Genomic DNA, 24,729 nt, shown 5'->3' on the forward strand with positions numbered 1-24,729 from the left:
CCGTCTCACTTCCTTCCAGTATTTCTTTCTATTCTACCACGAATCTACCACGAATAGCCAGACCAAGCCATTCAAAAAGGGGCTGGAAAAATCCAGCCCCAATGTCGCTAAGTTAATCATTTTTTATTTTTCAACGTGGTCAGCAAGTTCTTCCTGGGCTTTTTTATTTGCCGCAGTAGCTTCTTCTTTCCATTTTTTCTTAGCTGCTTCGTATTCTTTGGTCGTTACAACATCCTTCTGAAGTTGGGTCAGCTTGAAGTTGTAACTTGAACCTTTGACACCAACTGGTGAGTAGGCCTTTGTAAATGGCACTGATTTAGTAACAGACGGTGTTGCCCCTTGTGAAACAGTCGGGATAATCAAGCCACTATCTAGCAACCAAGCTTCCGCTTCTGCATACTTTTCGTAACGCAACTGCACATCGTTGGTTTCAGCATTGGCTTCTTCCAGCATCTTGGTATAAGTATCCAAGCCTAGCTCTTTAATCTTATCATTGTCTTGACCTGGTTCAAATCCAAAGTTTTGCAAGCTTCCGCCGTTCTTGATATTGAGAGTATCAAGATAAGTAGATGGATCTTGGTAGTCACCAGTCCAGCCACCAGTAGACATATCATAGTCTTTCTGAGCAGCAGAGTTAGCAAAATAGGTGATATTATTAAGATCGTCTGTGCTCATCTTTTGCAGGTCAATGACGACATTTTCCGCTCCAAGAGCTGATTCGATAGACTGCTTGGTTGAGCTAGCCCATTGAACGCCAATTGTACTAGACTGATCCACTGGCATATCTAAGTGAATCGGGAATTCAACTCCCTTAGCCTGTAAGGCTTGCTTCGCTTCTGCAAATTTCGCCTTAGCTTTTTCAGGATTATAGTATGGATCTTGCGCGTCAGAGAGGTCAATTCCTTGCCATTGGCTACCATAGTTAACTAATTTTTCCCCAACAACAGTTCCAAAATCCTTGTCGCCAATTTGGACAAAGCTAGGTGGTACCAAGGTATTTCTCAAGACCTTAGTCGCTCCGTCTTCACCATTTCCTTGCGCACCATAAGATGTACGGTCAAAGGCAAAGTTGATAGCCTGACGGAAGTCTTTGTTCATGATCGCTTCGTTGGTCGCAGATTTTTGAGCGTCTGTTGTTTTAGAAGTATGATTGTAAGACTGACGGTTGTAGTTGAAATTATAGTAATAAGAAGTAGAATCCTGCGGGCTGTATACGATATTGTCCGCGTATTTCTTCTTGACTGAAGCAAAGCCTGAGCTATTCGGATAGAGACGAGCTGTGCTGTAAACGCCATCGCTGAAGTTACGAATCAGCGCTTCCTGATCATTTCCATCGTAATAAGTCAACTTGATGCTATCCAGAGTCACATTGTCTTTGTCATAGTAGTTTTGGTTCTTGACAAATTCCATCACAGACTTGGAAGTCAGCGACTTGAGCAAGTAAGGACCATTATAGAGGATGCTAGATGGCTTGACAGAGCCAAAATTGCTTCCTTCTGCTTTCAGAAACTCTTCATTGACTGGGAAAAGAATCGTGCTGGTCGTTTTAGAGTTCCAGTATGGCTCAGGGCGGGCCAGAGTGTATTGGAGTGTATGGTCATCAATAGCCTTGACACCAACATTGTCAAAATTCTTATCTTCACCCTTGATATAAGCATCCAAGCCCTTCACAGAGTCCTGAACTAGATAAATAGCTTCAGAATTTTCATCAGCTGCATACTTCAAGCCAGTCACAAAGTCCTGAGCTTTTACTTCTGCATATTCTTCACCATCGGATGTGTACCATTTAGCATCATCACGCAGCTTATAAGTATAGGTCAGACCGTCCTTAGAAACCGTCCATGACTTCGCGATAGAGGGAACCAGATTTCCGTACTCGTCATTTTCAAAAAGTCCATCAACCAGGTTGGAAATGACATCATTTGTCGTTGCACGGTTTGTAGCAAGATAGTTCAAGCTGTCAGGGTCTGAACTATAAACGTAAGTATAATTATTTGTGCTAGATGAAGATTGGCTACAAGCCGTCAGCAATAGCCCGGCACTCAGTGCAACTCCAGTCGCAATCAGCCATTTAGATGCTTTCATGGATAGAACCTCCTTTGATGTTATATTTTATAACATAAACTATTATACCAAAAAACGTATAAAAAGTAAATAGTAAACCGATGACAGTTGAGTAAAATATCTAAGGGTGGATTCTTTTAGCAAGCTCACAAGGCTTTTTGTTACTGCATTTCTGCAAATTTCTAAATAAAAAAGGAAGAATCCGCTTTTACTGCAAAGTTGCTGTGGAATCTTCCTTTTTGTTATTTTATCAAGAATAAGTAAAGCTACGAAAGTATTACTGCTGTATTCTCATTTTTATTTCTTATAGTCTTCGGTATGATAAGCCATACAGATAGACAATTCCAAACAAGAACAAGGCACCCAGCAAGGTTAAGAACAAGCTGCTGCTATCTCCTGTTTTAGGAAGCTGACTTAGCTGCCGACGAGAACTTACAGGTTCAACAGAACGCAAACTCAACTGCGGAGGATTTTGTTGACCTGGAATCATGCTCTGCCTAGCTGCAGTAATCTGAACAAGCTCCTTGTAATAACCCTCTCCCATGTTGAATTCTCTGTCTTGACTGTCAATCAAGGTTAGGGAAAGCACTGGACTGAACTGACCTTCCACTAAGCCTTTCAAGCTGAGCTCAACCGGATTGGTATCGTCGGCTTTTTTAGAAATCAGAACAGTATCACCAGAGATGGTATAATCTGGACTAGGGAGAATGCTGAAGTGCTGAGTATCCATCTTAAGAGCAAGACGGTAGCCATTTTTCTCTAGGCCGTTTAGTCCACTCAGGGTAACCGTAGCTGTAAAAGGCTGATCTAGCTGGGCAGATGCAGGGACATTCACTTTGATATCCTTAACTGGATCGGTATAAAAGAGACCATGCCCGATAGGATAGGCCACCTCTGTCTCTGACATGATACCATCCTTGATACTCGGCACATTTACCGGTAACTTCCCAACATGATTTTGACCATTGAAAATGACTTCCACACCAGCCGGGATATTAGGTCCGAAGGCATTGTCAGGCTTCAGAGACTCAGTCGGATCCATGCCCTTGTTTCCATAAACTGCTACAATAGCCTTAGCATTAGGATAATTTGCTACATCATAAGGTTTGGAAATGCTCATGACAGCCGCCTGTTTTCCAGTTGCATTTGCATAGTCCACGACTTCTGTCGGAACTCTTGTCAGCCAGAAATCGCTGGCCAGTTGAGATTGCCGTCCAATCTCAGAAATCAAAATAAGATGAGTAGCCTGGTCAATTTTTCCTTTCAAATCTTCTAGCTTGGTCGTCTTACTGTAGTTCAACGCATCATATGTAACTCCAGCTGGAATCACTCCATCTGCTATCAGACGCTTGACGCCCAGCTCTAGTCCAGGAACTTCATCGTCGTAAGCTGCTAACAGCAAAATCCTGTCGCCAGATTTGACCTTAAAGGGCAGAACAGTATCTTCGTTTTTAACTACCGTCACTGCACTAGCAGCGATTTTTCTCTCGGTATCTCTGTTTAACTCTGATCCAACAATTGCTTCAGCCTTAGACTGAGTTCGCTCAGATGGATTAAAGTCTAAAATACCTCGTTTTTCTTTTAGGTTCAAGATGCGGGTCACAGACTCATCCAATCTGCTGACTGGAATATCACCTCTCTGAACCGCCTGTTCAATATCGTTGATAATCTTATCAATCTTGGCTAAATCACTCTTGCTGCGTAAGACAGTTGGCATCAGCACCACATCTACACCTGATTTGATTGCCATGATAGCCGCTTCAGATTCTCCGAAGTTTTTAGCAATCGCATCCATGCCCATAGCATCAGATACCACCACTCCCTTGTAGCCAAATTTCTTGCGAACAATGCCGGTAATAATGTCATCAGACAAGGTGGCAGGGATATAGATGGTTTCCCCAGTTTGTTTAGATATAACCGTGTCTTTTTCAATCTGAGGATACTGAATATGGGCAGTCATCAGCATGTCAGCGTTTTTGTCAATGGCAGCCTTGAAGGGCAGCAACTCCAGTGCTTCTAACTCCGCATAGGACTTATCTACCAGAGGCAGACCAGTGTGAGAATCTACCGCCGTATCACCATGCCCAGGGAAATGCTTAGCCGCTACTGCAACATTGTATTTCTGAATCCCCTCCATCATAGCCGTTCCCAAACGGGCAACCACCTTAGGATCCGAAGAGAAGGAACGCAACCCAATAACTGGATTCTGTGGATTATTATTTGTATCAAAAACAGGAGCAAAGTTGACATTCAAACCTAGAGCTGATAGCTCCCGTCCGATAATTTGACCTGCTTGATTAGCTAACTCTGGATCTCGCGTCGCGCCAACTGCCATATTGCCTGGAAGAGCAGTCCCGCTGCCCAAACGATAGACAATACCACCTTCTTGGTCAATAGCGAGCAAGAGCGGCAACTTGCCATTATTAGCTTGGTTACTGATAGCTGCTTGCTGCAGGGCCTGCGTCAAGGCCAAGGTTTGAGCAGTTCCTTTCACATTCTCAGCAAAAAGAATAACTCCGCCAAAGTCGTATTTATCAACCGCTTCTGCAACCTCTTTATTAAGCTCCGTCATATCGGACTGGGCAGCTTGGCCCTCTTGCTGCCATTTTCTGAAGTCTGGCATCAGCATCTGGGTGATCTTCTGACGAAGCGTCATATCCTCCACAAGCTCCCGCACTCTCTTAGAAGCAGACGGTGCATCAGTCTCAGCCTGACCTTGATCTTGATTAGCACCTGAGGAAGCTTCTACAGCCTGGACAGTCGCTGGTTTGGCAGAATCTTCTACTAAATTACCAGTATTGCCTTCTTTGGTTGAAGCAGTAGTTTCAGTAGCTGCAACTGACGGAACATCAGAGACTGACAAGGCTTTTTCGGCAATCTGACTATCCTGACTTGGCGTGCCCCTAGCCCCTGCACTACTATCAGAAGAGTTTGTTACAACTGCAGCACTTGCTTGTTCAGACTGGTTAGCAGATTCTGGCGGCTGATTAACCGTATCTGCCTTTATGGCTCCCATTGGCCAAAAAACTAGTAATGATAAGGCAAGCGCCAATAGCAATTTATACCTTTTCATCATAGGCATTCTCCTTTCATCCCTATAATAATAGCACAAAAAACGATGTTTGTAAACGTTTACATATTATCTAATGATTGTTCGTTTTTATCACCAATTAGTAATATAATCTCTATAAAAATGAAATAGTATTACAATATTATAGAAATGTTACAGAGGTATAATTTTATAGAAATAACATAACCTAACTGTTAAAAATGAGATTCTTTAATCTTATAGTAACAGTTGCATAGAAAGGATTTGCTATGAGACAAGAAAAGAACACCAAAGCAATGTTCAACCGCCGCTACTGGCTGGGGCTTTCCCTGGCTTCTGCTGCGACTTTAGCCGCTGCTTTGATTTCCACCGGAACAGTTCGAGCGGAGAACAAGTCAATCCCTGACTGGGCTTCTAGACGTGAAGTTGGTATTTACGATCCTAGTGTACCAGATATTGAGGACGACCCTACTATCTTTGATGATCCAGGACCTATCAAGGTTCCGGAAGCACCTAAGAGTGAGTTCCCTAATGCTTTTTATGATGAGTCTGGCGAAAGAATTACAAATAGAATCGTTCTTCACGAGGGTAAATACTACGGCGCGGACCTCTCTGGTTATACATACAAAGTTCAAGATGACCCAGCAGAACAAATTCCGACGAATCTAAAAAATTCCTTCTATACCAGCCCAACTGGTAACGTCTATTATTTTGATAACAAAGGACAAAGGGTCATTAACTTTTACACTGTTGATGGCAAGCAATACTTCTTTGATTCTTACGGACGACTGGTTAAAAACAGATTTATTGATTTCACTGAATATACCTTCTACATCGGAGGAGATGGATCGCCTTATAAAAACGGACTTTATAAGATTGGCAAGTACTATTATTACTTTACCGAGTATGGCGATCTTTTGAGGCAAGGTTCTTTCGACTACAAAGGAAAGACCTATTATACTAATTGGCATGGCGTTGTCAATATAAAAGACGAAGAAGTTACACCATAACGAAAAATACCAGAAATAAGGACGTATGTCTTCGTTTCTGGTATTTATTTTACTCAAAATCACTTAAATAAAAAATCATTTTTTATAAGCAGATACTTATAGTTCTTTTGATTTTCTTACACTAATACCTAGCCCCAATCCAGCCAGAAGCAAACCAAGCCCCACAACACTATAGACCGCCTTTTCGCTACTTCCTGTTTTAGGAAGAGTCTGTTCAGATTTGGCCAAAAGTGTTGGTGCCTGAACATGGTAGACGGTAGAAGTAGGCATTGTAGTACGACGCTCAAGATAGAATTGATAACTATCTTTTATGATTTTATAGTAACGAGCTTCATTGACACTTTCAACAATCCATGAAGTGGTTCCCTTTGTCAGAGCATCAGCCAAGTTATTTTCGATATCAAGCACTCTGCCTTCTGTTGCAAAATTTTTGTAAATTCCCTCAATCGCTTTTACCGTCGCTACAGTTCTTTCTATACCAGCAGCTTTTAGAGCCGCAAGTGTATCAGCAACCGTTGGAATTGAAGGATCTTCTTTCATTTCAGCATCTGTCAATAAAACGACGAATTTCTTATTTTTAGATGACTTAGACCAATCATAGGTTGAAATAATCTGGTTCAGGGCAGTAGTTGGTGTTTCTGGAGTATCTCCTCCACTCGCTATACGAATTGCAGCCAATGCTTTTTCGAGCTCAGCCGGATCAGTTGTAAAATAAGATGACCCAAACCGTGTTAGAACCGTATCTTCATCTTTGCTGCCAGAATTACGACCGTAGACTTCATCACTAAATGTCGCCAAGCCAAAACGTGCTGTAATCCCCTCTTTAGTAATATTTCGCACAAATTCATTAATATTTGCACGAACAATATCAATTGTGCCACCCATGGATCCTGAACGGTCGACAACAAAGACAATATCAGCTGAACCAGCTTTTGTCACAGTTGGTGGCGTTGAGGTGTAGGTGATGGTTGTAGTCTTATCTACTCGCTCATACTGCGTATAGGGATTCCCATTTTCATCTGTGCCAGATAAAGTATTTTCAGTACGTCTAGTTATTGGCTCTGGCGCCTTATCAACCTTTGCCGGAGCCACTTCTGTCTTTGTAACATCAACGGTTGCCGTTTCTACACGGACTGTTTGATTGCCTTCTTGACTTTCTTTGACATCAACAGGCGATACATTTTTTGAGACATCAATCAAATCTCCTGGTTTCGCTGCAGATTCTTCAACAACAGGTTTCGTCGTATCAGCAGCAATTTCAGCACCAGCAGCTTCAATCGGAGAGCTTACTGCTTCAGTTTTTGCTATACCGCTTGAAGATGGTGTCCCAACCTGGTCTGCAAAAACATGCGAAGCTTGTGAAAAGGCAAATAGAAGAGTTGCTGATGCTAATCCAACTTTCAATTTGTACAATGAAAAGCCTGGAAGTTTAAATGATTCTTTTTCCATAATTTCTCCTTATCTTTTTAGATTTAGAAACATGATTGCATCTATTTTATATAGAATAACATAAAAAAATAGGACCTGCAAGCGATTTCAGATATTTATTAGTCTAAAAATTAAAATTTTAGAATATTATCAGAGTTTGTATGCTAAAAATGATGAGCATCATCATGAATCATTAAACAAATGCTTTATCGTGCTGTCTCTAATAAGAAATCCCCATGCTCGATATTTGAGCATGGGGATTTCTTATTAATTATTTAGCGATTGGGTAAACAGAAACTTGTTTCTTATCGCGTCCTTTGCGTTCAAAGCGTACTACGCCTTCAACTTTTGCAAACAAAGTATCGTCTCCGCCGCGTCCAACATTGACACCTGCATGGATGTGAGTGCCGCGTTGACGGTAAAGGATAGAGCCGCCTGTTACGGTTTGACCGTCAGCTGCTTTAGCTCCCAGACGTTTCGCTTGTGAATCACGTCCGTTAGATGTGGAACCTCCACCTTTTTTGTGGGCGAATAATTGCAAGTTAGCAAGATTCATTTTTAACATAATGTTTTTCCTCCGTGTTAGTTTTCTGTGATAACTCTGGTTTGGACGAACTCAGATGAGTCCTCCGATAAGTTTGCCATTCCTAGGAAAAATGATTCAAAGAAAAGCTGAGTCATTTCTCTTTGGTGTGACGGTATATCCTGAGGAATTTCAACCTTCAGATAGCCGCCTTCTATTTCGTTTAATTCTAAGTTCGGTTCGTAGCCTGCGAATTTCTCAACTGAATTGACAAAATTAATGGCGAGCGTCGAAACGGACGCACATACGACATCAAAGCCGTATTCACCACTCGCGGCGTGACCTGTGATTTCTGCACGCCTCAGTTCGCCATCTTCGGCTCTTTCAAAGACTGCTTGTATCATTTAATCTCCTTAAAATTAAGCGTTGATAGCGTTGATGACAACTTTTGTATATGGTTGACGGTGACCTTGTTTACGATGGCTGCCTTTTTTAGGTTTGTACTTGTAAGTAACAACCTTCTTTTGCTTGCCTTGTTTTTCAACAGTTCCGACAACAGAAGCTCCAGCAACAAGCGGAGTTCCGACAACAGTGTTTTCACCACCAACAAGAACAACTTCGTCAAAAGTAACGTCTTGACCAGCTTCAGCGTTCAACTTTTCAACGTAGATTGCTTGACCAACTTCAACTTTAACTTGTTTTCCGCCAGTTTTAATGATTGCGTATGTGCTCATTATGCACCTCCTATGATTTTTAGGGTTTCCCCGAATTTTGTGAAGACTCGCCTAGCATCGTGGGACGAACCACTTAAGAGAAGAGCTCTAAGTATAACAAAGAATAAACTAGGAATTGAGCCGAAGGCATAACTTGTGTTAGGCAAGGCGATAATGACGAAGTTTAAATTTGTTATACGACGAGCAACGATGATCGTGCGGTTGCACAGGAATGTGCATAGTCAACTCTATAAGTATAGCACTTCTGCAGCTCTTTAGCAAGCTTTTTCATCTCATGAAAACGGATTTTCAAGGATTATCTTTAAATTTTATCTACTAATGAACAAAGACTATTTCACCCTTACTATTTACATGAACGGAAATATTTGTTGGCGTTTCAAGATTTTCTTTTAAAAATTCTGCCTCATACTGTGTGGCATCGGAAATGTTCACTTTACGAGTCCCTTCTTTTGTTTCAACTATGAAGATAAGATTACTAAATATCTTTCTTCCATACCTACCAGTCGTAGTATGTATATCTATATCAATTAAGCGAACAATATCAGCGTGCACGTTTTGTTCTTTGAAATATTTATAAACATGTAGAGCTTCTATAGGTCTATGAACTTCATGAAAAACAAGAACAAGAATCGTAATTGGTAAACCAAAACCAAGAACTAATACAGATTTAACTGGGTTCTTTTGATATTCTTTGCTAATAAGAGCTTTCCAAGAACCTGCTTTTAATTTAGCAATATTTAAACCATAAAAAACAAGAAAAGTAATCAATACGGCTAACAAAGAATGCGAGAAGACACCTAACAAATATGATTCCCCTGGCACGTCTCTTAACAAAGCATTGTCATAGCCGTCTTTCCAAGAAAATGATTGAAGCAAGCCTCTCGAAAAATAATCCCAATATCCCATCTCAAACTCCATCTAGTATTAATTTTGTTACAAATCAGATAAATAGTATTTCTATTGTTATCCGCTAACCGCCTTGTTAAATAATGATTAGATAAAAAATTTCTAAATATAACGCCGCACCCTATCTTGATATTCTTGATAAGATTTCCCGAATTTTTCAAGACACCAGCGCTCCTCAGAGAGGATAATCCAGTGGGCCGCAGTCTGAAACATGACTAGAATCAAAATGAAAATCATTGACTTGGTCAAAAAAGCTATTCCCAAAAAACAAACAAGGTAAGCTACATACATGGGATTACGGGAATAGCGATAAAGCCCCTTTGTATTCATACCGTTTTCATCTGGTCTAGCGAAATCCCTCATACTGATAGCACACAAAACCAAACCAAGCAGGTAAATAGCTATACCAGCATAAAAGAAAACAGAAAAATCAAACTTAATTTCAAGCAAAAAAGGAGTTATGAACAAGGCTAGATTGCTCAATTGATAAATCATATAAGCTATCTTTTCTTTTCCTTGGACTGGTGCAAAATAAGCTGCGCGTGACAAAGCATTTTTGCCAAAATGACTTAATAAAGGAAAACGAATCAGCAGAAAAGGAATTAAGAGAAAAACAGCAAGCATAAACGTCACCTTCTCTAGCTTTTACAAGAGCTCCTCAATCAGCTCATCAACTTCGTCGGTCTCAGCTTCTGGTGTGATTTCTGTAATCATAATGCCTGCAACAGCGCGCTCAACCAAGCCTTCAACATCTAGGTAAGTTTCGTACTTCTCAGCATTCTTGATTTTTGGATTGGTCTTAGGACGGTCTGGAGCAAAAATAGTACAGCAGTCTTCAAATGGCTGAATAGAGATTTGGAAAGTATCGATTTTTTCAGCAATGTCAATGATTTCCAGCTTGTCCATGGTCACGACAGGACGTATAATCGGTGTATTGGTTACAGCGTTGATAGCCTGCATACTCTCAATCGTTTGACTTGCCACCTGACCAAGACTTTCTCCGTTGATAATGACTTGAGCGCTCCGCTCCTCTCGAATCCGGTCCGTAATACGCATCATAAAGCGACGGGTCAGTGTCATGAGATAGGCTTCTGGAGCCTTGGCCTTGATTTCCTCCTGAATCTCTGTAAAAGGCACTTCAATAAACTTGATATTGCCGCCAAACTTGGTTAATTTCCGAGTCAGATCCTGAGCTTTTTTCAACGCACCTGGACTGGTGTAAGGCGGACTTGCAAAGTGAACCGCCTCGATATCTACCCCCCGCTTGAGAGCCAGATAGCCCGCCACTGGTGAGTCAATGCCGCCAGACAGCATGAGCATACCCTTGCCCGAAGTACCAACTGGCAACCCACCAGCACCACGAATCGTCTCGTAAGAGATATAGGCCGCTTCTTCACGGATCTCGACACGAAGCTCAATATCAGGCGCTTTCATCTTGACCTGAACATTGGGAATGGCCTCAAAAACAGCATCCCCCAATGTCTGATTGAGCTCGCGGCTATCCAATTCAAAGCTGTGATCACTGCGCTTGCTGGAAATCTTAAAGGTCATGCCCTCTTGATAGACTTCCTTCATGATAGATTGGACAGCTTCGATTAGGGCCGGTACAGATTTTTCAATTTTGTAAGACGGCGAGAAATTCTGAATCCCGAAGATCTGCTTGAGTGACTCAGCGACTGGCTGATAGTCTGTACCGTGCAGATAAACATGGGTCCGATCACGGTCAGCCTTGACATGGACCTGCGGATAGACTGACAAGACAGCCTGGATATTGCGTTTAAGTTTGTTGATAAAGCGCATGCGGTTCTTCCCTTTGGTTGAGAGCTCACCATAGCGCACCATAATTTCTGAATATTGCATTGTTTACCTTACTTTTCTGGTTTTTTCGTAAATAATTTTAAAAGTTGTTAAAAACTGCTCCATCTGACTCATATCGTTGTCAAGATCCAAACTGATACGGAAAGCAGTTTGAGCCAGAGACTTTTCGACGCCCATAGCGATTAGGGTTCCCGCTGGCTTACCGGCCTTAGAAGAGCAAGCACTAGTAGTCGAGATATAGATCTCGTAGTCTTCAAATGCATGGACGACAACTTCACCCCGCACTCCCTTGATACCAAAGGTTAGTATATGGGGCGCAAAATTTTCCATGTCTGAGAAAATTACCACATCTGGATACTTCTGCAGCTCTTCAAGGAGAATTCTCTTCATCTGAGCCGTCCGCTGGGCAAATGATTCTTGCTTTTCCATGGACAAACGCAGTGCTTTGGCCGTCGCTGCAATGCCAGCTAAATTCTCCGTCGTTGAGCGCTTGTCTGACTCCTGACCACCGCCAGTTAAGAGGGGGCTGATTTTCTTGCCAGACTTGATATAGACAAATCCTACGCCCCGGACACCGTGAAATTTATGACTGGAAAATGTCGCAAAATCCACGCGATCCGTCAGATAAGAAGCTGTCGGAATCTTCGTAACAGCCTGTACAGCGTCCACATGAAAGGAAATAGTCGGCTTGTCTGCTAGTAGTTCGGATATTTTCTGAATGGGCTGAATACTGCCAATTTCATTATTGACAGCCATTACCGAGACCAGAGTGGTGTCTGGTCGAATCAGCTTCGCCAGCTTCTCTACATCAACAAAACCTACCTTGTCCACTGGCGCAAAATCTATTTCAAAGCCTTGATTCTGCAGCCAGAGGGCTGATTCTTTAACCGCGGGATGCTCAATGTTGGATACGATGATGTGTTTTCCAAAGGGAATCTTTTCAAAAGCAACTCCTTTAAGCACCCAGTTGTCTCCTTCGGTCCCTCCAGAAGTAAAAAAAATCTCCGACGAAGACTTACCTAAAAGCTCTGCTATTTGCCTGCGTGAAGCTTCTAAGAGCCGGGTTGCCTGACTGCCTAAACTGTGCAGACTGGATGGATTTCCCCAGATTTTAGAAGCTACTTCTGTGTAAGCGGCCAAAGCCTCGGGATAAGGCTTGGTTGTCGCTGAATTATCTAAATAAATCATGTTCTTTCCTCAAAATTTCAATACTCCTATTGTAACATGAAAGAGAAACTGGAACAAGAAAGAAAAAGCCCTAAATTCTGCTAAAACTTAGGGCTAAACTTCACCGGTCATAAAACTCATGTAATAAGCCAAAGAGTTCCTGTTGTTGAGCTAACAAGCTCTGACCTATGGTAGTAGATTTGATGAGGGTTCGTTCCTCTACATTTTCAATCACCTTTTTCAGAGAGGTCTGAGCAAAAGGAGATTCAACGACTTTTTGAGCGTTTTGGAAAGGCTGATGAGTCACCAACTGGAAGCCATAGGAATTATTGAGCAGTGAATAGCCGGCCGTTCCAGTTTTCTTCTGATATGCCTTGCAGAGGCCACCATCAATGACAAAGAGCAAACCGCCACCACGGATAGGCGACTCTCCCTTGCCCGTCTTAACCGGAGTATGACCATTGACCATCCTAGACTCTGGAGAAAAGAGGCCAAATTCTTCCAAAATCAGCTGGCAGACTTTCTCAGAATTTCGATAAGAAAAATAAGAATTCTCCACTTCCTTGTGGGTGTCCTTATCTTCAATGAAATAGCGCTCCAAGGTAGTCATCTTTTCTTTGCCAAACAGAGGAGACAGCTTACCTTTCCAGCAATACCAAATCAAGTCAGTCGACAAATCATCCCCCACTTCCTTGTCCTTGGCCGCCTGCCGAATATGATACTCAAAGAAATCCAGCAATTCCTTGCCCGCATAATGGGCTTGATTGAGAATGAAAGGCTGGAATTCTCCTGACGGCTCCAAAGGAATGCAGCCGTGAAAGAGCAAATGCTTATTGTAGATTTTATACATAGAGCCCTTGTTCATCAGAAGACTCATATGTTCTGCCATCTTAAGAGAACTTTGGAACGAGGCCAGCATACTGTCTACAGCTTGATTTTCTTCTGGTGTCAAAGCTGACGGATTTTCAGGATTGATAGTTTGGAAGCAGGTATTAATCAGGGCATGCTTGGTATCGTCAATCGTAACACTTTCTTCCCAATAGTCAATCTTGTCCAGCATAACATGATCCTGCATCTGGAATTCAGGCCGTCGTTTGATGAGCTGATTTTCCAGCTTGAACTGGATAATCGCTAAGGCTTGGTGAACCTTTTCCAGCTGCAGAATTTCCTCATCTGAAAACTCCTGCTCTCTACCACCAAGAATAGGCCTAAACTTAGGATTAGACTGGTAAGTCTTGTCCGCAAAAAGGGTCAAGGATCGCAGGTTTAAACCATAATCTTTCTCGATATCCCAGAGATAGCCATAGCGAGCTGCGATGCGCAGCACATTGAGCAAGCAGGCCTTAGAGCCAAAAAAGGCTCCCATCCAGATAATGTCATGATTGCCCCACTGAATATCAAGCGAGTGAAAATGCTGCAGTTCATCCATGACCTGAGCACTACCAGCTCCTCTGTCAAAAATATCTCCAACCACATGCAGATGGTCGATCAACAACTGCCGAATACTTCGGGACAAGCCTAGGATAAACGGTACAGCTTCCCGCAATTCAATCACATAAGTCAGGATATTCTCAAAATAGGACTTTTTATCAGCCAAAGCCCTGTCACTATAGAGCAACTCCTCGATAATATAGGCATACTGAGGCGGCAAGGCCTTTCTAACCTTGGAGCGACTGTATTTGGCACCTGCAAAAGCCAGCAAGTTCAAGAGCTGGGGAATAGTTTCCTGATACCAGTCTTTGCCTTTAGTTTCTTCCCCCAGCACAAGCTCAGGATAGGAAACCAGCGCTGACAAGCGGTCTTTGTGAGCTTCTGACAAGCTGTCCCCAAAACAGTCCTTGATCTTCTCATTGAGGATACCTGCACAGCTTCTCAAAATATAGTCAAAAGCAGCAAACTCCCCGTGAATGTCACTGATATACAGCTCCGTTCCTTTGGGCAGGTTCAAAATTGCCTCTAGGTTGGTCAGCTCTGTAATGACCTTCTGCCGAGTATCAAATTCTTTCAGTAAAATACGCTTATATTGCTCCATCTTCTGCCCTCACTCTATAACCGCTTTTTGCAATCTTCTCTCTTATCTCAATTTCTTCAAATGATCTTCAATCAAGAAAGCCGTCTCCTCGATTGATTTATCAGTGATATTGATGACATGAGCCCGATACTTTTTAAAGACTTCTTTTGAGTAGTCTAGTTCTTCGTATATCTTTTCCAGATCTGTGTAGCTGGTCGACTGGGTCAATCCCAGAGAATTCAAGCGATTACTGCGTATCTTAGACAGTTTTTCCGGCTCACATAAGAGGCCGATAATTCTCTCCGGATCAACCTTTTCCAAGACCTGAGGCAGAGGGACTTCCGGAATCAAAGGCAGGTTAGAAACCTTGTAGCCTTTATTAGCCAGATAAATACTGAGTGGTGTTTTAGATGTACGGGAGACGCCTAGGAGCACCAAGTCTGAATCTAAAAATCCTTGCGGCGCCTTGCCATCGTCGTATTTAACTGCAAACTCAATAGCGGAAATTTTATTAAAATACTCAGTGTCCAGCCTGTGCAAGGTACCCGGCACCTCTATAGGACTGGTTCCTGTCTTTTCTCTGATTATCTCAAAAAATGGATGCATCAAATCCAGATAAGCAAGGCCATTGACCTGACTGAACTCTCTAGCTACAGCTGCTAGCTTGCCATCGACCAGAGTACTAATCACAAGGGCATCATCCTTGATGGCATCACGCAGAATATCCAGCAATTCTTCTTCCTTGTTGATAAATGGAAAACGATAGCTGTTATTAAAAATAATATCTGGGTACTGGGCTGTCACTGCAGACAACAGCTTCTGCGAAGTCCCCCCCAAAGAATCTGAAATGCTGTAAACAATAATTTCTTTCTTCATGTTCATTCCTCTTATCTATTAACCTCAGCGCTTCTGGCCTCTTGAATAATATAATCCAGCAGGGCTGACTTGGTCACAGTTCCTAAGATTTTACGCTCATTATTCTTATCCACTACCGGCAGCGAATCAATGGCAAAATCCTGCAAAACTGCTGCCGCTTCCAAAATGTTCATATCCTTGTAGCAAGTTTTAATATGGGGCATTCGGGTCATGCAGACCGCTACAGGAGTGCTATCAATGTTAGTATTGAGCGAAGCCCGCAGCAAGTCTTTACGCGACAAAATCCCCAAGAGCAGCTTATGCTCATCAATGACATAGAGAACATCCGCATCATACATAAACAAGGTAATAATGGCATCTTGAATAAAAGAATCATGAGATACCAAAACAGGCGAAGTCATAATCTCTGCCACTTCCTTTCGAAAGGTATCGAAAAAGAAAAGCGTCTCTAAATCTGAGCCCGAGTACGTGTAACCAACTTTAGGCGTAGCCTTCAAAATCCCAACCAAGGTCAGAAAAGACAGGTCCGAGCGCAAGGTCGCCCGAGAAATATCGAGTAATTCAGAGATTTTCTCACCGCTGAGTGGCTGGTGTTCTTTTACAATTTCTACAATTTTCTTTTGCCGTTCACTTAATTTCAAATAGGTCTGACTCCTTCGTTCTTTATAATAGATGATTAGCCTGAATTCGCTTAAAATTTAGGAATTATAACTCATATTTTATTTTTAAACGTTTAAATAATCATCATTTTGTAACACATTATAACAAAAAAAGAAAAATTGTCAATAAAATAGGATGCTTTTTTCTGTTGACAAATATATGTGATGTATATTACAATGTATTTGTCCTACAATATGACACATATTTCATAATTTTGGAGGTAAATATGGCGAAATGGATTTACTCCTTCGAGGAAGGATGTGCAGATGACAAGGCCCTGCTTGGCGGAAAAGGTGCCAACCTAGCTGAAATGACCAATTTGGGACTGCCTGTCCCTCCAGGTTTTACTATTACCACAGAAAGCTGTATCGAATATTTAGAAAGTCCTTATTTCTTTGAATCTTCTTTAAAAGAAGATGTTTTGAAAGCGGTTACTGAATTGGAAGAAAAAACCGGTAAATATTTCAGTGGCAACGACTCAGCCTTGCTCTTAGTGTCTGTTCGAAGCGGAGCCAAGTTTTCCATGCCGGGCATGATGGACACTATTCTCAATCTAGGTCTGAACGATTTAAGAACCCAGACTTTGGCTGAGCAGACCAATGCTGACTTTGCCTACAACTGCTACCGCCGGTTGCTGCAAATGTTTGCTGATGTGGTTTATGGCATTTCCAAGGATGAGTTCGATGACCTATTGGGCTATTTTGAAAAAAATGCTGGAAAACAAGCCAAGGATTTCACATTGGATGAACATCAAGCATTAATCGACCAGTACAAGCAGCTTTATCGTGAGCATCATCAAACCTTCCCCCAAAGCTCGAAAGAGCAGCTTTATGCTGCTATCAAGGCGGTCTTCAAGTCTTGGAATAATCCCCGAGCTCAGGTCTACCGCAACTTGAATAATATTCCTCACGACCTGGGAACAGCGGTAAATGTCCAAGCCATGGTCTTTGGCAATAGCGACCAAGCCAGTGGTACAGGAGTCGTCTTTACGAGAAACCCCGCCAGCGGTGAGCATCAGCTATTTGGTGAATTTTTGCTCAATGCTCAAGGAGAGGATGTCGTAGCCGGCATTCGAACACCTGAGCCTATCGCTGCACTTGAGACAGCTCTCCCTCAGGCCTATGCAGCCTTCCAAGACTATGCTAAGATTCTCGAAAACCACTACAAGGACATGCAAGATATTGAATTTACCATCGAAAAGGGTAAACTCTATATTCTCCAAACTAGAAACGGTAAACGGACCGCCAAAGCATCTTTGAAAATCGCCTTAGATCTGGTAGACGAGGGCATTATCAGCAAAAAAGAAGCTCTCCAGTGCGTATCTCCTACTACGATTAGCCAGCTCATCCATCCTGTATTTGAAGAAAAAGCTCTGCAAGATGCTCCTTTCTTGGCTCAAGGACTGCCAGCCAGCCCTGGTGCAGCAACTGGCGAGATTGTCTTTACAGCTGAGCGCGCCCAAGACTACCACTCCTTGGGTAAAAAGGTCATTTTAGTCCGTCAGGAAACTTCACCTGAAGACATTGAAGGTATGGTCGTCAGCCAAGCCATCGTAACCAGTCAGGGCGGTATGACCTCTCACGCAGCTGTCGTAGCCCGGGGAATGGGAACCTGCTGTGTGGCTGGCTGTGGAGAGCTGACCATCAGCGAGGACAGCAAGACCGTTTCCTGCGGAAGTCTTGTCTTGACCGAAGGTGACGTCATTTCAGTTGATGGCAGCTCTGGGCGCATTTATAGCGGTGAGATTCCGACCGTCCTAGTCGAAAATGACCAAGAACTCCAACGACTGCTTTCATGGGCAGACGAAGTCGCACAGCTCAAAGTCCGTGCCAACGCAGAGACCGTTCAAGATCTAAAAGCAGCTATTAAGTTTGGGGCAAAAGGCATCGGTCTGGCTCGTACCGAACACATGTTCTTTGGTCAAGAACGGATTCTGGAAATGCGGCGCCTGATTCTAGCCGACAACGAATTGGAAACCAGATCCGCCCTCAAAAAACTACTAGAGTTCCAAGAAAACGACTTCTATCAAATGTTCCAAGCCGTGCAGGACAAACCTATGATTATCCGTCTTTTGGATCCACCAATGCACGAATTTTTACCTAAAGATTCACAGGAAATTAAGGCTTTGGCTGACAAGCTACATAAATCGCCAGAAAAACTGACTCGCCGCATTGAACAGCTGCAAGAAAGCAATCCAATGCTGGGCCACCGCGGCTGCCGTCTGGGGATTACGCAACCAGAGATTTACAAGATGCAGGTTGAAGCCGTCTTCAAGAGTGCTATCAAGCTGAGTCAAGAAGGATTGACCGTCAAGCCAGAAATCATGATTCCGCTGATTGCGGACAAGGCTGAGCTGGACTCTGTCAAAGCCTTTCTCACCCAACATATCAACAAGCTCTTTAGGCATCAAGGTCAGGAGCCTTTCCCTTATGAAATTGGCACCATGATTGAACTTCCGCGTGCCTGTCTGGTTGCAGACCAGCTGGCTCAGGAAGCGGACTTCTTCAGCTTTGGTACTAACGACCTGACCCAGATGACCTATGGCTTCTCACGGGACGATATTGGAAAATTCATCGGCCATTATAAGGAGAAAGAAATCCTTCCTTTCGATCCTTTCCAAAGTGTCGACCAAGCCGGTGTTGGTGAATTGATGCGGATAGCTATCAGCAAGGGCCGTCAAGTCAAGCCTGACCTTTCAATCGGCATCTGTGGTGAGGTCGGTGGCGATCCGGCTTCCATCCCCTTCTTCCAAGAAATTGGTGTCACCTACGTCTCCTGCTCTCCTTATCGGGTTCCAGCAGCAAGGCTGGCTGTCGCTCAAACGGTACTCCAAGATGAAAAAGCGTAATTACTTTGCTATTCTAGCTCAAGAAGCTGCTCAACCAAAACTTGAGCAGCTTCTTTTCATAACAGCAATCTTCTGTGTGCGTTTTCATAGAGAAAAATTTGATTTTTTTAAGACATTTTCAGATAAAAAACGTATAATGAGAGATAAGAAATCATTGAAATTTTAAAAGGAGATTCTTTCGAGCATGGAAAACTATTCTCGCAGCAATAAAAACAAGACAAAATCATCTAAAAAACCTACTAAACAGCATATTAAAACTGGCCTTTCAGCCTTCCAAAAGACTATTGCAACTGTTGCCAGTATCTTATCTATCATCATTGCCAGCATCACGATCATGAATCTGACTGGCCATAAGGATGAAAAATCAAAAACTGATACCAGTAGCTCTACTGCAACGACTACTATTATCAAGGAAATCGAAAAAGAAACAAGCAGCCCTGCTTCAACAACTGCAACTGATACAGCTGCTTCCAGCAGTGATGCAACAGCAGTTGAGACTAGTGCGTCTAGCTCTACGGCTGATACAGCAGCAGGCGACACTACTGCCTCTAGCTCTGCTGCAGATACAGCAACCAACACTCAGACTGAAGCTTCAAACTAAGCAAGCAGCAAACGCCCAGCTCATTGAGCCAGGCGTTTTTTTTGTATTCATCAAGCAACCTTACTTGACTATCACTTCCGATACATCTTGACTTGAAGATAGAGGTCATTGTAGGTTCCCAACCATTTAGGGCCCAACTGCTCATAAACTTCCAGATGTTTCATCGTTTCCTCAGTCGGATAAAAAGCCTCATCTTCCTGAGTTTCCTTAGGCAACATGGCCTTGGCAGGAAGATTTGGTGTCGCATAACCAACATAAAGGGCATTTTTATAAGCATTTTCCGGTCTCAGCATAAAGTTAATAAACTGATAGGCTGCTTTTTTATTTTTGACCGTTTTAGGAATGACAATATTGTCAAACCAAAGGTTGCTGGCTTCTGTAGGCACGACATAGCGTAGGTCTTCATTAGCCTCCAGCATCTGACGAGCCTCGCCAGAAAAGGTCACACCGATAGCTGCATTGTTCTGAATCATGTATCCCTTCATCTCATCAGCTACAATAGCCTTGATATTTGGCGTCAGAGTATAGAGCTTGTCGACAGCTTCCTGCAGCTGATTAGCATCTTTGGAGTTGAGACTATGACCGTCTGAGTTCAGACCAATTCCCATGACTTCACGAGCTCCATCAATTATCATGATGGAGTTTTTGTATTCAGGACGCCAGAGGTCATTCCAATGCTCCGGAGCTTTATCAACCATTTTTTCATTGTAGACAATACCCAGCGTTCCCCAAAAATAAGGAATCGAGTACTGATTTCCTGGATCGAAAGGCTGGTCTAAAAAGTCAGAGCCGATATTTTCCAAGCCTTTAATCTGGCTATGATCTAGCTTTTCTACCAAGCCTTCCTTCATCATCTTGGCAATCATATATTCACTAGGAATAGCAATGTCGTAGGTTGTGCCGCCCTGCTTCACTTTTGTATACATAGCTTCATTGGAGTCAAAGGTATCGTACTGGATTTGGACACCAGTTTCTTTAGTAAACTCAGTCAGCAGCTCAGGATCGATATAGTCACCCCAGTTGTAAATGACCAGCTTATCGCTTTCCTTACTCTGCGTCCGACTTTCAATCTGGTAGCTGACACCCCACAAGACTAAGATAATCAGCAGAATTCCCGCTAAAAATGAATAGAGTTTTCTCATACAGTCTCCTCCTTCTCACGGGTGATAAAGTAATACCCAATTACCAAAGCAATGCTGAAGAGAAAGACCAAGGCTGACAGGGCATTGATTTCCAGAGAAATTCCCTGACGAGCGCGGGAGTAAATCTCAACAGACAGAGTAGAGAAACCATTGCCTGTAACGAAGAAGGTCACAGCAAAGTCATCTAGTGAGTAGGTAAAGGCCATGAAGTAGCCAGCGATGATGGCTGGAGTCAGATAAGGCAGCATGATTTCCTTCAGCATTTGCAATTGGCTGGCACCTAAGTCATAGGCAGCCTTAATCATATCATCATTCATTTCCTTCAGACGCGGAAGAATCATCAGCACCACAATCGGAATGGAAAAGGCCACATGGCTAGCCAGCACAGAAAGAAAGCCCAGCTGGAATTTTGCAGTGGTAAAGAGAATCAGGAAACTTGCTCCAATCATGACATCCGGTGCTACCATGAGGATATTATTGATAGACAGAAAGGCATCCTGATATTTCTTGCGGGCTTGATAAATATAGATAGCTCCAAAAGTTCCAATCAAAGTCGCAATCAACGAAGACAGGAAAGCCAGAAAGAAAGTCTGAACCAAAATCAGAATCAGACGCGAATCCTCAAAGAGATTTTGAAAATGACTAAGACTGAATCCTGTAAAGCGATTCATGTCTTCCCCAGCATTAAAAGCATAGGCAATCAGGTAAAAGATGGGGATGTAGAGCAACAAAAAGACAAAGGATAGATAGAGATTTGCAATTTTTTTCATCGCCCTCTCCTTTCCTTGGTTGCCCACATGGTAAAGAGCATGGCAACAATCAGTACCACTCCGATAGTAGAGCCCATGCCCCAATTTTGAGTAGTCAGAAAGTGCTGCTCAATGGCAGTTCCCAGAGTAATTACCCGATTACCACCGATTAAGCGAGTCAGCATGAAGAGACTGAGACTAGGGATAAAGACAGACTGCACTCCACTTCTGACACCATTCAAGGACAAAGGGAAAACAACCCGACGGAAAGTCTCCCAGCGATTAGCTCCCAAGTCATAGCTGGCATTGATAAGATTAGGATCCAAATCATCCAGAACGTTGAAAATGGGCAGAATCATAAAAGGCAGCTCGATGTAGCTGGCTACAAAGATAAATGAAAAGTCCGTAAAGAGAATCTGCTGCGGTCCTACTCCGATAAAAGTCAGAAATTGGTTAATTGAGCCATTCTGACCAAAAATACCGATGAAAGCATAAGCTTTGAGCAGAAGATTGATCCAGGTCGGCAGGACAATCAGCATCAGCCAGAGCTGCTTGTGCTTGAGCTGAGTCAAAAAGAATGCAGTCGGATAGGAAATCAGCAGGGTTACGACAGTTATAATCCCTGCATAAAGAACCGAATTCAGACTCATCTTGAGATAGGTCCAGTTCTGCGATGTAAAGTAAGTCTGGTAATTTTCCAGAGTAAACTGGCCTTCAATGTTGAAGAAGGATTTCCAGATAATCATGACAACAGGTGCCAAGACAAAGAGGAAAATCCAGAGCAGGTAGGGCAAGAGAAAAAGATTAGAGGTTGTTTTCTTCATCGCGTTCCTCCTCAATAGCATTGATCAGACCCGCTTCTTGCTCTTCTACTTCAACATATTCTTCGATACGGGCATCGAATTCTTCTTCAGTTTCATTGAGGCGCATGATATGGATATCTTCAGGCTCGAAATGCAGACCAATTTCTTCACCAACAATGGCCTTGCGAGTCGAGTGAATCATCCATTCATTGCCCAGTTCATCATAAGCGATAATCTCATAGTGAACGCCGCGGAAAAGCTGGGTATCAACTTTAACCTGCAGCTTGCCTTCTTCTGGCAGAGTAATCCGCAAATCCTCCGGCCGAATCACCACCTCGACAGCTTCATTTGGGCGCATCCCACCATCCACTGCTTCAAAGCGCTTGCCGTTAAACTCAACCAGATAGTCTTCAATCATCTTACCTGGCAGAATATTGGACTCGCCAATGAAGGTTGCAACAAAGTGGTTGATGGGCTCGTCATAAATATCAACAGGCGTCCCCGACTGAACAATCTCGCCGTCATTCATAACGAAAATCCAGTCGCTCATAGCCAGAGCTTCCTCTTGGTCGTGCGTGACAAAGACAAAGGTAATGCCGAGACGCTGCTGCAATTCCCGTAGCTCATACTGCATATCTGTACGCAGCTTCAAATCCAGAGCAGACAGCGGCTCATCCAGCAAAACGACCCGCGGCTGATTAATGATTGCCCGCGCGATAGCTACACGCTGGCGCTGACCGCCCGACAGTTTGCGAATAGAACGGCGCTCAAAACCTTCCAGCTGAACCATTTTCAGCACTTCTGCAACCCGCTCTTGAATTTCTTTTTTATCAACCTTGCGCAGACGCAACGGAAAGGCAACATTTTCAAAAACATTCATATGCGGAAACAGTGCATAGGACTGAAAAACCGTATGAACGTCTCTTTTATTAGTCGGAATATCATTGATGCGGACGCCATCAAGAAAAATATCCCCGTCTGTCGCGTCCAAAAGACCAGCAATGATGTTCAGAATCGTTGATTTTCCAGAGCCGGAAGAGCCCAGCAAAGTATAGAACTTTCCTTCTTCCAGCTCGAAATTAATATCTTTCAGGACGACAGTATTATTATCTTCAAAAACTTTTGAAACGTTTTTAAACTCGATGATTGGTTTTTTCAATTGTCATAAATTCCTTCTTTCTCGTATTAACAGATTAAGGGTTCTGTCAGACCGCTGCTACCTCGTGAGGGCTGTAAAGGCCCTTTATAAATTCCGTGTCGATAGGCTTTCACCCCCTTACTAAGTTGCAGCCAGCTGCAGTTCCTTATCCAGCATACTTCTACTGGAAAACAATCTATCTTACAGAGATTCACCAATGATGCGGACTTCGCGTTCCAGAGTAATCCCTGAATTTTCCCGCACTCTTTCAATCACATGAGCAATAAGATTTTCATAATCCTGAGCCGTTCCTTTATCGACGTTAATCATAAAGCCAGCATGCATCTCTGATACCTCTACGCCACCGATACGATGACCCTTGAGGCCTGCTTCGCTAATCAGCTGACCAGCAAAGTGACCCAAAGGACGCTTGAAAACAGAGCCACAGGATGGATATTCCAAAGGCTGCTTGAGCTCCCGCAGATGGGTTAAGCGCTCCATTTCCTGACGAATCGTTCTGTGAACACCAGGCGAAAGAGCAAACTTAGCAGAAATAACAATGTCGCCTGTTTCCTGAACCAGTGAGTGACGATAGCCGAACTTCATATCCCGAACATCCAGCGTTTTGACTTGACCCTGAGGAGTCAGTACCTTGCAAGACACCAAGACATGAGCAATCTCGCCGCCATAAGCCCCAGCGTTCATAAAGACAGCTCCGCCAACGCTACCTGGAATACCACAAGCGAACTCAAAGCCAGTCAGACTGTTCTGCAAGGCGATATGGGTTGTCTGAATCAGATTAGCTCCAGCCTCTGCCTCAATCATATAGCCATCTACCGCTACATTGTTGAGCTTGTCAAACATAATCACGAAACCTCGGATACCGCCATCTCGCACAATGATATTACTGGCATTTCCCAGCACCATCCAAGGAATGTTTTCTTGATTGGCAAAATTGACAATACGAGCCAGCTCATAACGATTGCGGGGAAAAACTAAGAAATCGGCTGCGCCCCCGACCTTTGTGTAGGTGTATTGACTCAAAGGCTCATTGAAGCGAATGTCGATTCCCTCTAATTCAGATTTTAATTTCTCTAGTTTTTGCATGATTTTCTCTCTTTTATGTAAACAAAATACACTCTATTATATCAAAAATCTATGGCATTTACGATAGATTACAAAGAAAAAGCTGATAAAGGTCA

22 protein-coding genes are annotated in these 24,729 nt (G+C 43.0%); 4 read left to right on the forward strand and 18 right to left on the reverse strand.

Annotated features, from left to right (window positions below; translation table 11 throughout):
- Nucleotides 1-123 precede the first annotated feature (123 nt).
- Both MFP28_RS06540 and MFP28_RS06545 read right to left on the reverse strand, forming a co-directional pair.
- Complete coding sequence (locus MFP28_RS06540; protein ID WP_002906661.1) at nt 124-2,085, reverse strand: peptide ABC transporter substrate-binding protein; 1,962 nt, start codon at nt 2,083-2,085, stop codon at nt 124-126.
- A 283-nt stretch (nt 2,086-2,368) separates the two neighbouring features.
- Complete coding sequence (locus MFP28_RS06545; RefSeq protein ID WP_002906662.1) at nt 2,369-5,146, reverse strand: glycoside hydrolase family 3 N-terminal domain-containing protein; 2,778 nt, start codon at nt 5,144-5,146, stop codon at nt 2,369-2,371.
- Between the two features lie 236 nt (nt 5,147-5,382).
- Here MFP28_RS06545 and MFP28_RS06550 point away from each other — a divergent pair, with 236 nt between their 5' ends.
- Complete coding sequence (locus tag MFP28_RS06550) at nt 5,383-6,123, forward strand: hypothetical protein (RefSeq protein WP_002906663.1); 741 nt, start codon at nt 5,383-5,385, stop codon at nt 6,121-6,123.
- 96 nt (nt 6,124-6,219) lie between these two features.
- Here MFP28_RS06550 and MFP28_RS06555 read toward each other — a convergent pair whose 3' ends face one another.
- The 11 genes from MFP28_RS06555 to MFP28_RS06605 all read right to left on the reverse strand — a co-directional run bounded on the left by MFP28_RS06555 (nt 6,220) and on the right by MFP28_RS06605 (nt 16,227).
- The gene (locus tag MFP28_RS06555) at nt 6,220-7,572 is read right to left on the reverse strand and encodes a vWA domain-containing protein (RefSeq protein ID WP_002906664.1); all 1,353 of its coding nucleotides are present in this window, start codon (nt 7,570-7,572) and stop codon (nt 6,220-6,222) included.
- 250 nt (nt 7,573-7,822) lie between these two features.
- A complete protein-coding gene (gene rpmA / locus MFP28_RS06560; RefSeq protein ID WP_002895619.1) occupies nt 7,823-8,116 on the reverse strand; it encodes a 50S ribosomal protein L27 in 294 nt (97 codons plus the stop codon).
- 17 nt (nt 8,117-8,133) lie between these two features.
- On the reverse strand, nt 8,134-8,478 hold the full coding sequence (locus MFP28_RS06565; RefSeq protein WP_002900460.1) for a ribosomal-processing cysteine protease Prp: 345 nt from the start codon (nt 8,476-8,478) through the stop codon (nt 8,134-8,136).
- 15 nt (nt 8,479-8,493) lie between these two features.
- Nucleotides 8,494-8,808 (reverse strand): 50S ribosomal protein L21, encoded by a 315-nt coding sequence (gene rplU / locus MFP28_RS06570; protein ID WP_002904398.1) that lies wholly within the window; start codon nt 8,806-8,808, stop codon nt 8,494-8,496.
- Between the two features lie 315 nt (nt 8,809-9,123).
- Nucleotides 9,124-9,714: a hypothetical protein gene (locus MFP28_RS06575; RefSeq protein WP_223331328.1), complete on the reverse strand. Its 591-nt coding sequence runs from the start codon at nt 9,712-9,714 to the stop codon at nt 9,124-9,126.
- A gap of 102 nt (nt 9,715-9,816) precedes the next feature.
- Nucleotides 9,817-10,338 carry a methyltransferase family protein gene (locus tag MFP28_RS06580; RefSeq protein WP_002897666.1) on the reverse strand — a complete coding sequence of 174 codons (522 nt, stop codon included), beginning with the start codon at nt 10,336-10,338 and terminating at the stop codon, nt 9,817-9,819.
- 21 nt (nt 10,339-10,359) lie between these two features.
- The gene (thiI, locus tag MFP28_RS06585; protein WP_002906666.1) at nt 10,360-11,574 is read right to left on the reverse strand and encodes a tRNA uracil 4-sulfurtransferase ThiI; all 1,215 of its coding nucleotides are present in this window, start codon (nt 11,572-11,574) and stop codon (nt 10,360-10,362) included.
- Between the two features lie 3 nt (nt 11,575-11,577).
- Complete coding sequence (locus MFP28_RS06590; RefSeq protein WP_002906667.1) at nt 11,578-12,720, reverse strand: cysteine desulfurase family protein; 1,143 nt, start codon at nt 12,718-12,720, stop codon at nt 11,578-11,580.
- 100 nt (nt 12,721-12,820) lie between these two features.
- A complete protein-coding gene (locus MFP28_RS06595) occupies nt 12,821-14,731 on the reverse strand; it encodes a fructose-bisphosphatase class III (RefSeq protein ID WP_002906668.1) in 1,911 nt (636 codons plus the stop codon).
- A 42-nt stretch (nt 14,732-14,773) separates the two neighbouring features.
- Nucleotides 14,774-15,592, reverse strand: a complete 819-nt coding sequence (locus MFP28_RS06600; RefSeq protein WP_002906669.1) for a pyruvate, water dikinase regulatory protein — start codon at nt 15,590-15,592, stop codon at nt 14,774-14,776.
- Nucleotides 15,593-15,597: 5 nt separating this feature from the next.
- The gene (locus MFP28_RS06605; RefSeq protein WP_002906671.1) at nt 15,598-16,227 is read right to left on the reverse strand and encodes a CBS domain-containing protein; all 630 of its coding nucleotides are present in this window, start codon (nt 16,225-16,227) and stop codon (nt 15,598-15,600) included.
- A 245-nt stretch (nt 16,228-16,472) separates the two neighbouring features.
- On the opposite strand from MFP28_RS06605, the gene ppdK reads away from it, so the two are divergent.
- From ppdK to MFP28_RS06620, 3 genes are read left to right on the forward strand one after another with little or no spacing between them, the layout of a single operon-like run.
- Nucleotides 16,473-19,094: a pyruvate, phosphate dikinase gene (gene ppdK / locus MFP28_RS06610; RefSeq protein ID WP_002906672.1), complete on the forward strand. Its 2,622-nt coding sequence runs from the start codon at nt 16,473-16,475 to the stop codon at nt 19,092-19,094.
- Nucleotides 19,081-19,260 carry a hypothetical protein gene (locus MFP28_RS06615; protein WP_002906673.1) on the forward strand — a complete coding sequence of 60 codons (180 nt, stop codon included), beginning with the start codon at nt 19,081-19,083 and terminating at the stop codon, nt 19,258-19,260. Before ppdK ends, MFP28_RS06615 begins: the two co-directional genes overlap by 14 nt.
- Before the next feature lie 18 nt (nt 19,261-19,278).
- Complete coding sequence (locus MFP28_RS06620) at nt 19,279-19,695, forward strand: DUF6556 family protein (protein WP_002900470.1); 417 nt, start codon at nt 19,279-19,281, stop codon at nt 19,693-19,695.
- A gap of 71 nt (nt 19,696-19,766) precedes the next feature.
- Here the strand turns inward: MFP28_RS06620 and MFP28_RS06625 are convergent, their stop codons facing one another.
- The 5 genes from MFP28_RS06625 to murB all read right to left on the reverse strand — a co-directional run bounded on the left by MFP28_RS06625 (nt 19,767) and on the right by murB (nt 24,634).
- The gene (locus tag MFP28_RS06625) at nt 19,767-20,837 is read right to left on the reverse strand and encodes an ABC transporter substrate-binding protein (protein ID WP_002906674.1); all 1,071 of its coding nucleotides are present in this window, start codon (nt 20,835-20,837) and stop codon (nt 19,767-19,769) included.
- Nucleotides 20,834-21,607, reverse strand: coding sequence for an ABC transporter permease (locus MFP28_RS06630; RefSeq protein ID WP_002906675.1), 774 nt, complete (start codon nt 21,605-21,607; stop codon nt 20,834-20,836). Before MFP28_RS06630 ends, MFP28_RS06625 begins: the two co-directional genes overlap by 4 nt.
- Complete coding sequence (locus tag MFP28_RS06635) at nt 21,604-22,410, reverse strand: ABC transporter permease (protein ID WP_002895634.1); 807 nt, start codon at nt 22,408-22,410, stop codon at nt 21,604-21,606. The genes MFP28_RS06630 and MFP28_RS06635 overlap by 4 nt, the downstream gene beginning before the upstream one ends.
- Nucleotides 22,391-23,548, reverse strand: coding sequence for an ABC transporter ATP-binding protein (locus tag MFP28_RS06640; protein WP_002906676.1), 1,158 nt, complete (start codon nt 23,546-23,548; stop codon nt 22,391-22,393). The genes MFP28_RS06635 and MFP28_RS06640 overlap by 20 nt, the downstream gene beginning before the upstream one ends.
- Before the next feature lie 180 nt (nt 23,549-23,728).
- Nucleotides 23,729-24,634 carry a UDP-N-acetylmuramate dehydrogenase gene (gene murB, locus MFP28_RS06645; RefSeq protein ID WP_002906677.1) on the reverse strand — a complete coding sequence of 302 codons (906 nt, stop codon included), beginning with the start codon at nt 24,632-24,634 and terminating at the stop codon, nt 23,729-23,731.
- Between the last annotated feature and the right edge of the window lie 95 nt (nt 24,635-24,729).

The sequence above is a fragment of the Streptococcus sanguinis genome (genome assembly GCF_050234405.1).
Lineage (GTDB): Bacteria > Bacillota > Bacilli > Lactobacillales > Streptococcaceae > Streptococcus > Streptococcus sanguinis_W.

Coding starts and splice junctions, on each gene's coding strand:
- MFP28_RS06540 (WP_002906661.1), bottom strand. CDS start 2,085: ATGAAAGCATCTAAATGGCTGATTGCGACTGGAGTTGCACTGAGTGCC.
- MFP28_RS06545 (WP_002906662.1), bottom strand. CDS start 5,146: ATGCCTATGATGAAAAGGTATAAATTGCTATTGGCGCTTGCCTTATCA.
- MFP28_RS06550 (WP_002906663.1), top strand. CDS start 5,383: ATGAGACAAGAAAAGAACACCAAAGCAATGTTCAACCGCCGCTACTGG.
- MFP28_RS06555 (WP_002906664.1), bottom strand. CDS start 7,572: ATGGAAAAAGAATCATTTAAACTTCCAGGCTTTTCATTGTACAAATTG.
- rpmA (WP_002895619.1), bottom strand. CDS start 8,116: ATGTTAAAAATGAATCTTGCTAACTTGCAATTATTCGCCCACAAAAAA.
- MFP28_RS06565 (WP_002900460.1), bottom strand. CDS start 8,478: ATGATACAAGCAGTCTTTGAAAGAGCCGAAGATGGCGAACTGAGGCGT.
- rplU (WP_002904398.1), bottom strand. CDS start 8,808: ATGAGCACATACGCAATCATTAAAACTGGCGGAAAACAAGTTAAAGTT.
- MFP28_RS06575 (WP_223331328.1), bottom strand. CDS start 9,714: ATGGGATATTGGGATTATTTTTCGAGAGGCTTGCTTCAATCATTTTCT.
- MFP28_RS06580 (WP_002897666.1), bottom strand. CDS start 10,338: ATGCTTGCTGTTTTTCTCTTAATTCCTTTTCTGCTGATTCGTTTTCCT.
- thiI (WP_002906666.1), bottom strand. CDS start 11,574: ATGCAATATTCAGAAATTATGGTGCGCTATGGTGAGCTCTCAACCAAA.
- MFP28_RS06590 (WP_002906667.1), bottom strand. CDS start 12,720: ATGATTTATTTAGATAATTCAGCGACAACCAAGCCTTATCCCGAGGCT.
- MFP28_RS06595 (WP_002906668.1), bottom strand. CDS start 14,731: ATGGAGCAATATAAGCGTATTTTACTGAAAGAATTTGATACTCGGCAG.
- MFP28_RS06600 (WP_002906669.1), bottom strand. CDS start 15,592: ATGAACATGAAGAAAGAAATTATTGTTTACAGCATTTCAGATTCTTTG.
- ppdK (WP_002906672.1), top strand. CDS start 16,473: ATGGCGAAATGGATTTACTCCTTCGAGGAAGGATGTGCAGATGACAAG.
- MFP28_RS06615 (WP_002906673.1), top strand. CDS start 19,081: ATGAAAAAGCGTAATTACTTTGCTATTCTAGCTCAAGAAGCTGCTCAA.
- MFP28_RS06620 (WP_002900470.1), top strand. CDS start 19,279: ATGGAAAACTATTCTCGCAGCAATAAAAACAAGACAAAATCATCTAAA.
- MFP28_RS06625 (WP_002906674.1), bottom strand. CDS start 20,837: ATGAGAAAACTCTATTCATTTTTAGCGGGAATTCTGCTGATTATCTTA.
- MFP28_RS06630 (WP_002906675.1), bottom strand. CDS start 21,607: ATGAAAAAAATTGCAAATCTCTATCTATCCTTTGTCTTTTTGTTGCTC.
- MFP28_RS06635 (WP_002895634.1), bottom strand. CDS start 22,410: ATGAAGAAAACAACCTCTAATCTTTTTCTCTTGCCCTACCTGCTCTGG.
- murB (WP_002906677.1), bottom strand. CDS start 24,634: ATGCAAAAACTAGAGAAATTAAAATCTGAATTAGAGGGAATCGACATT.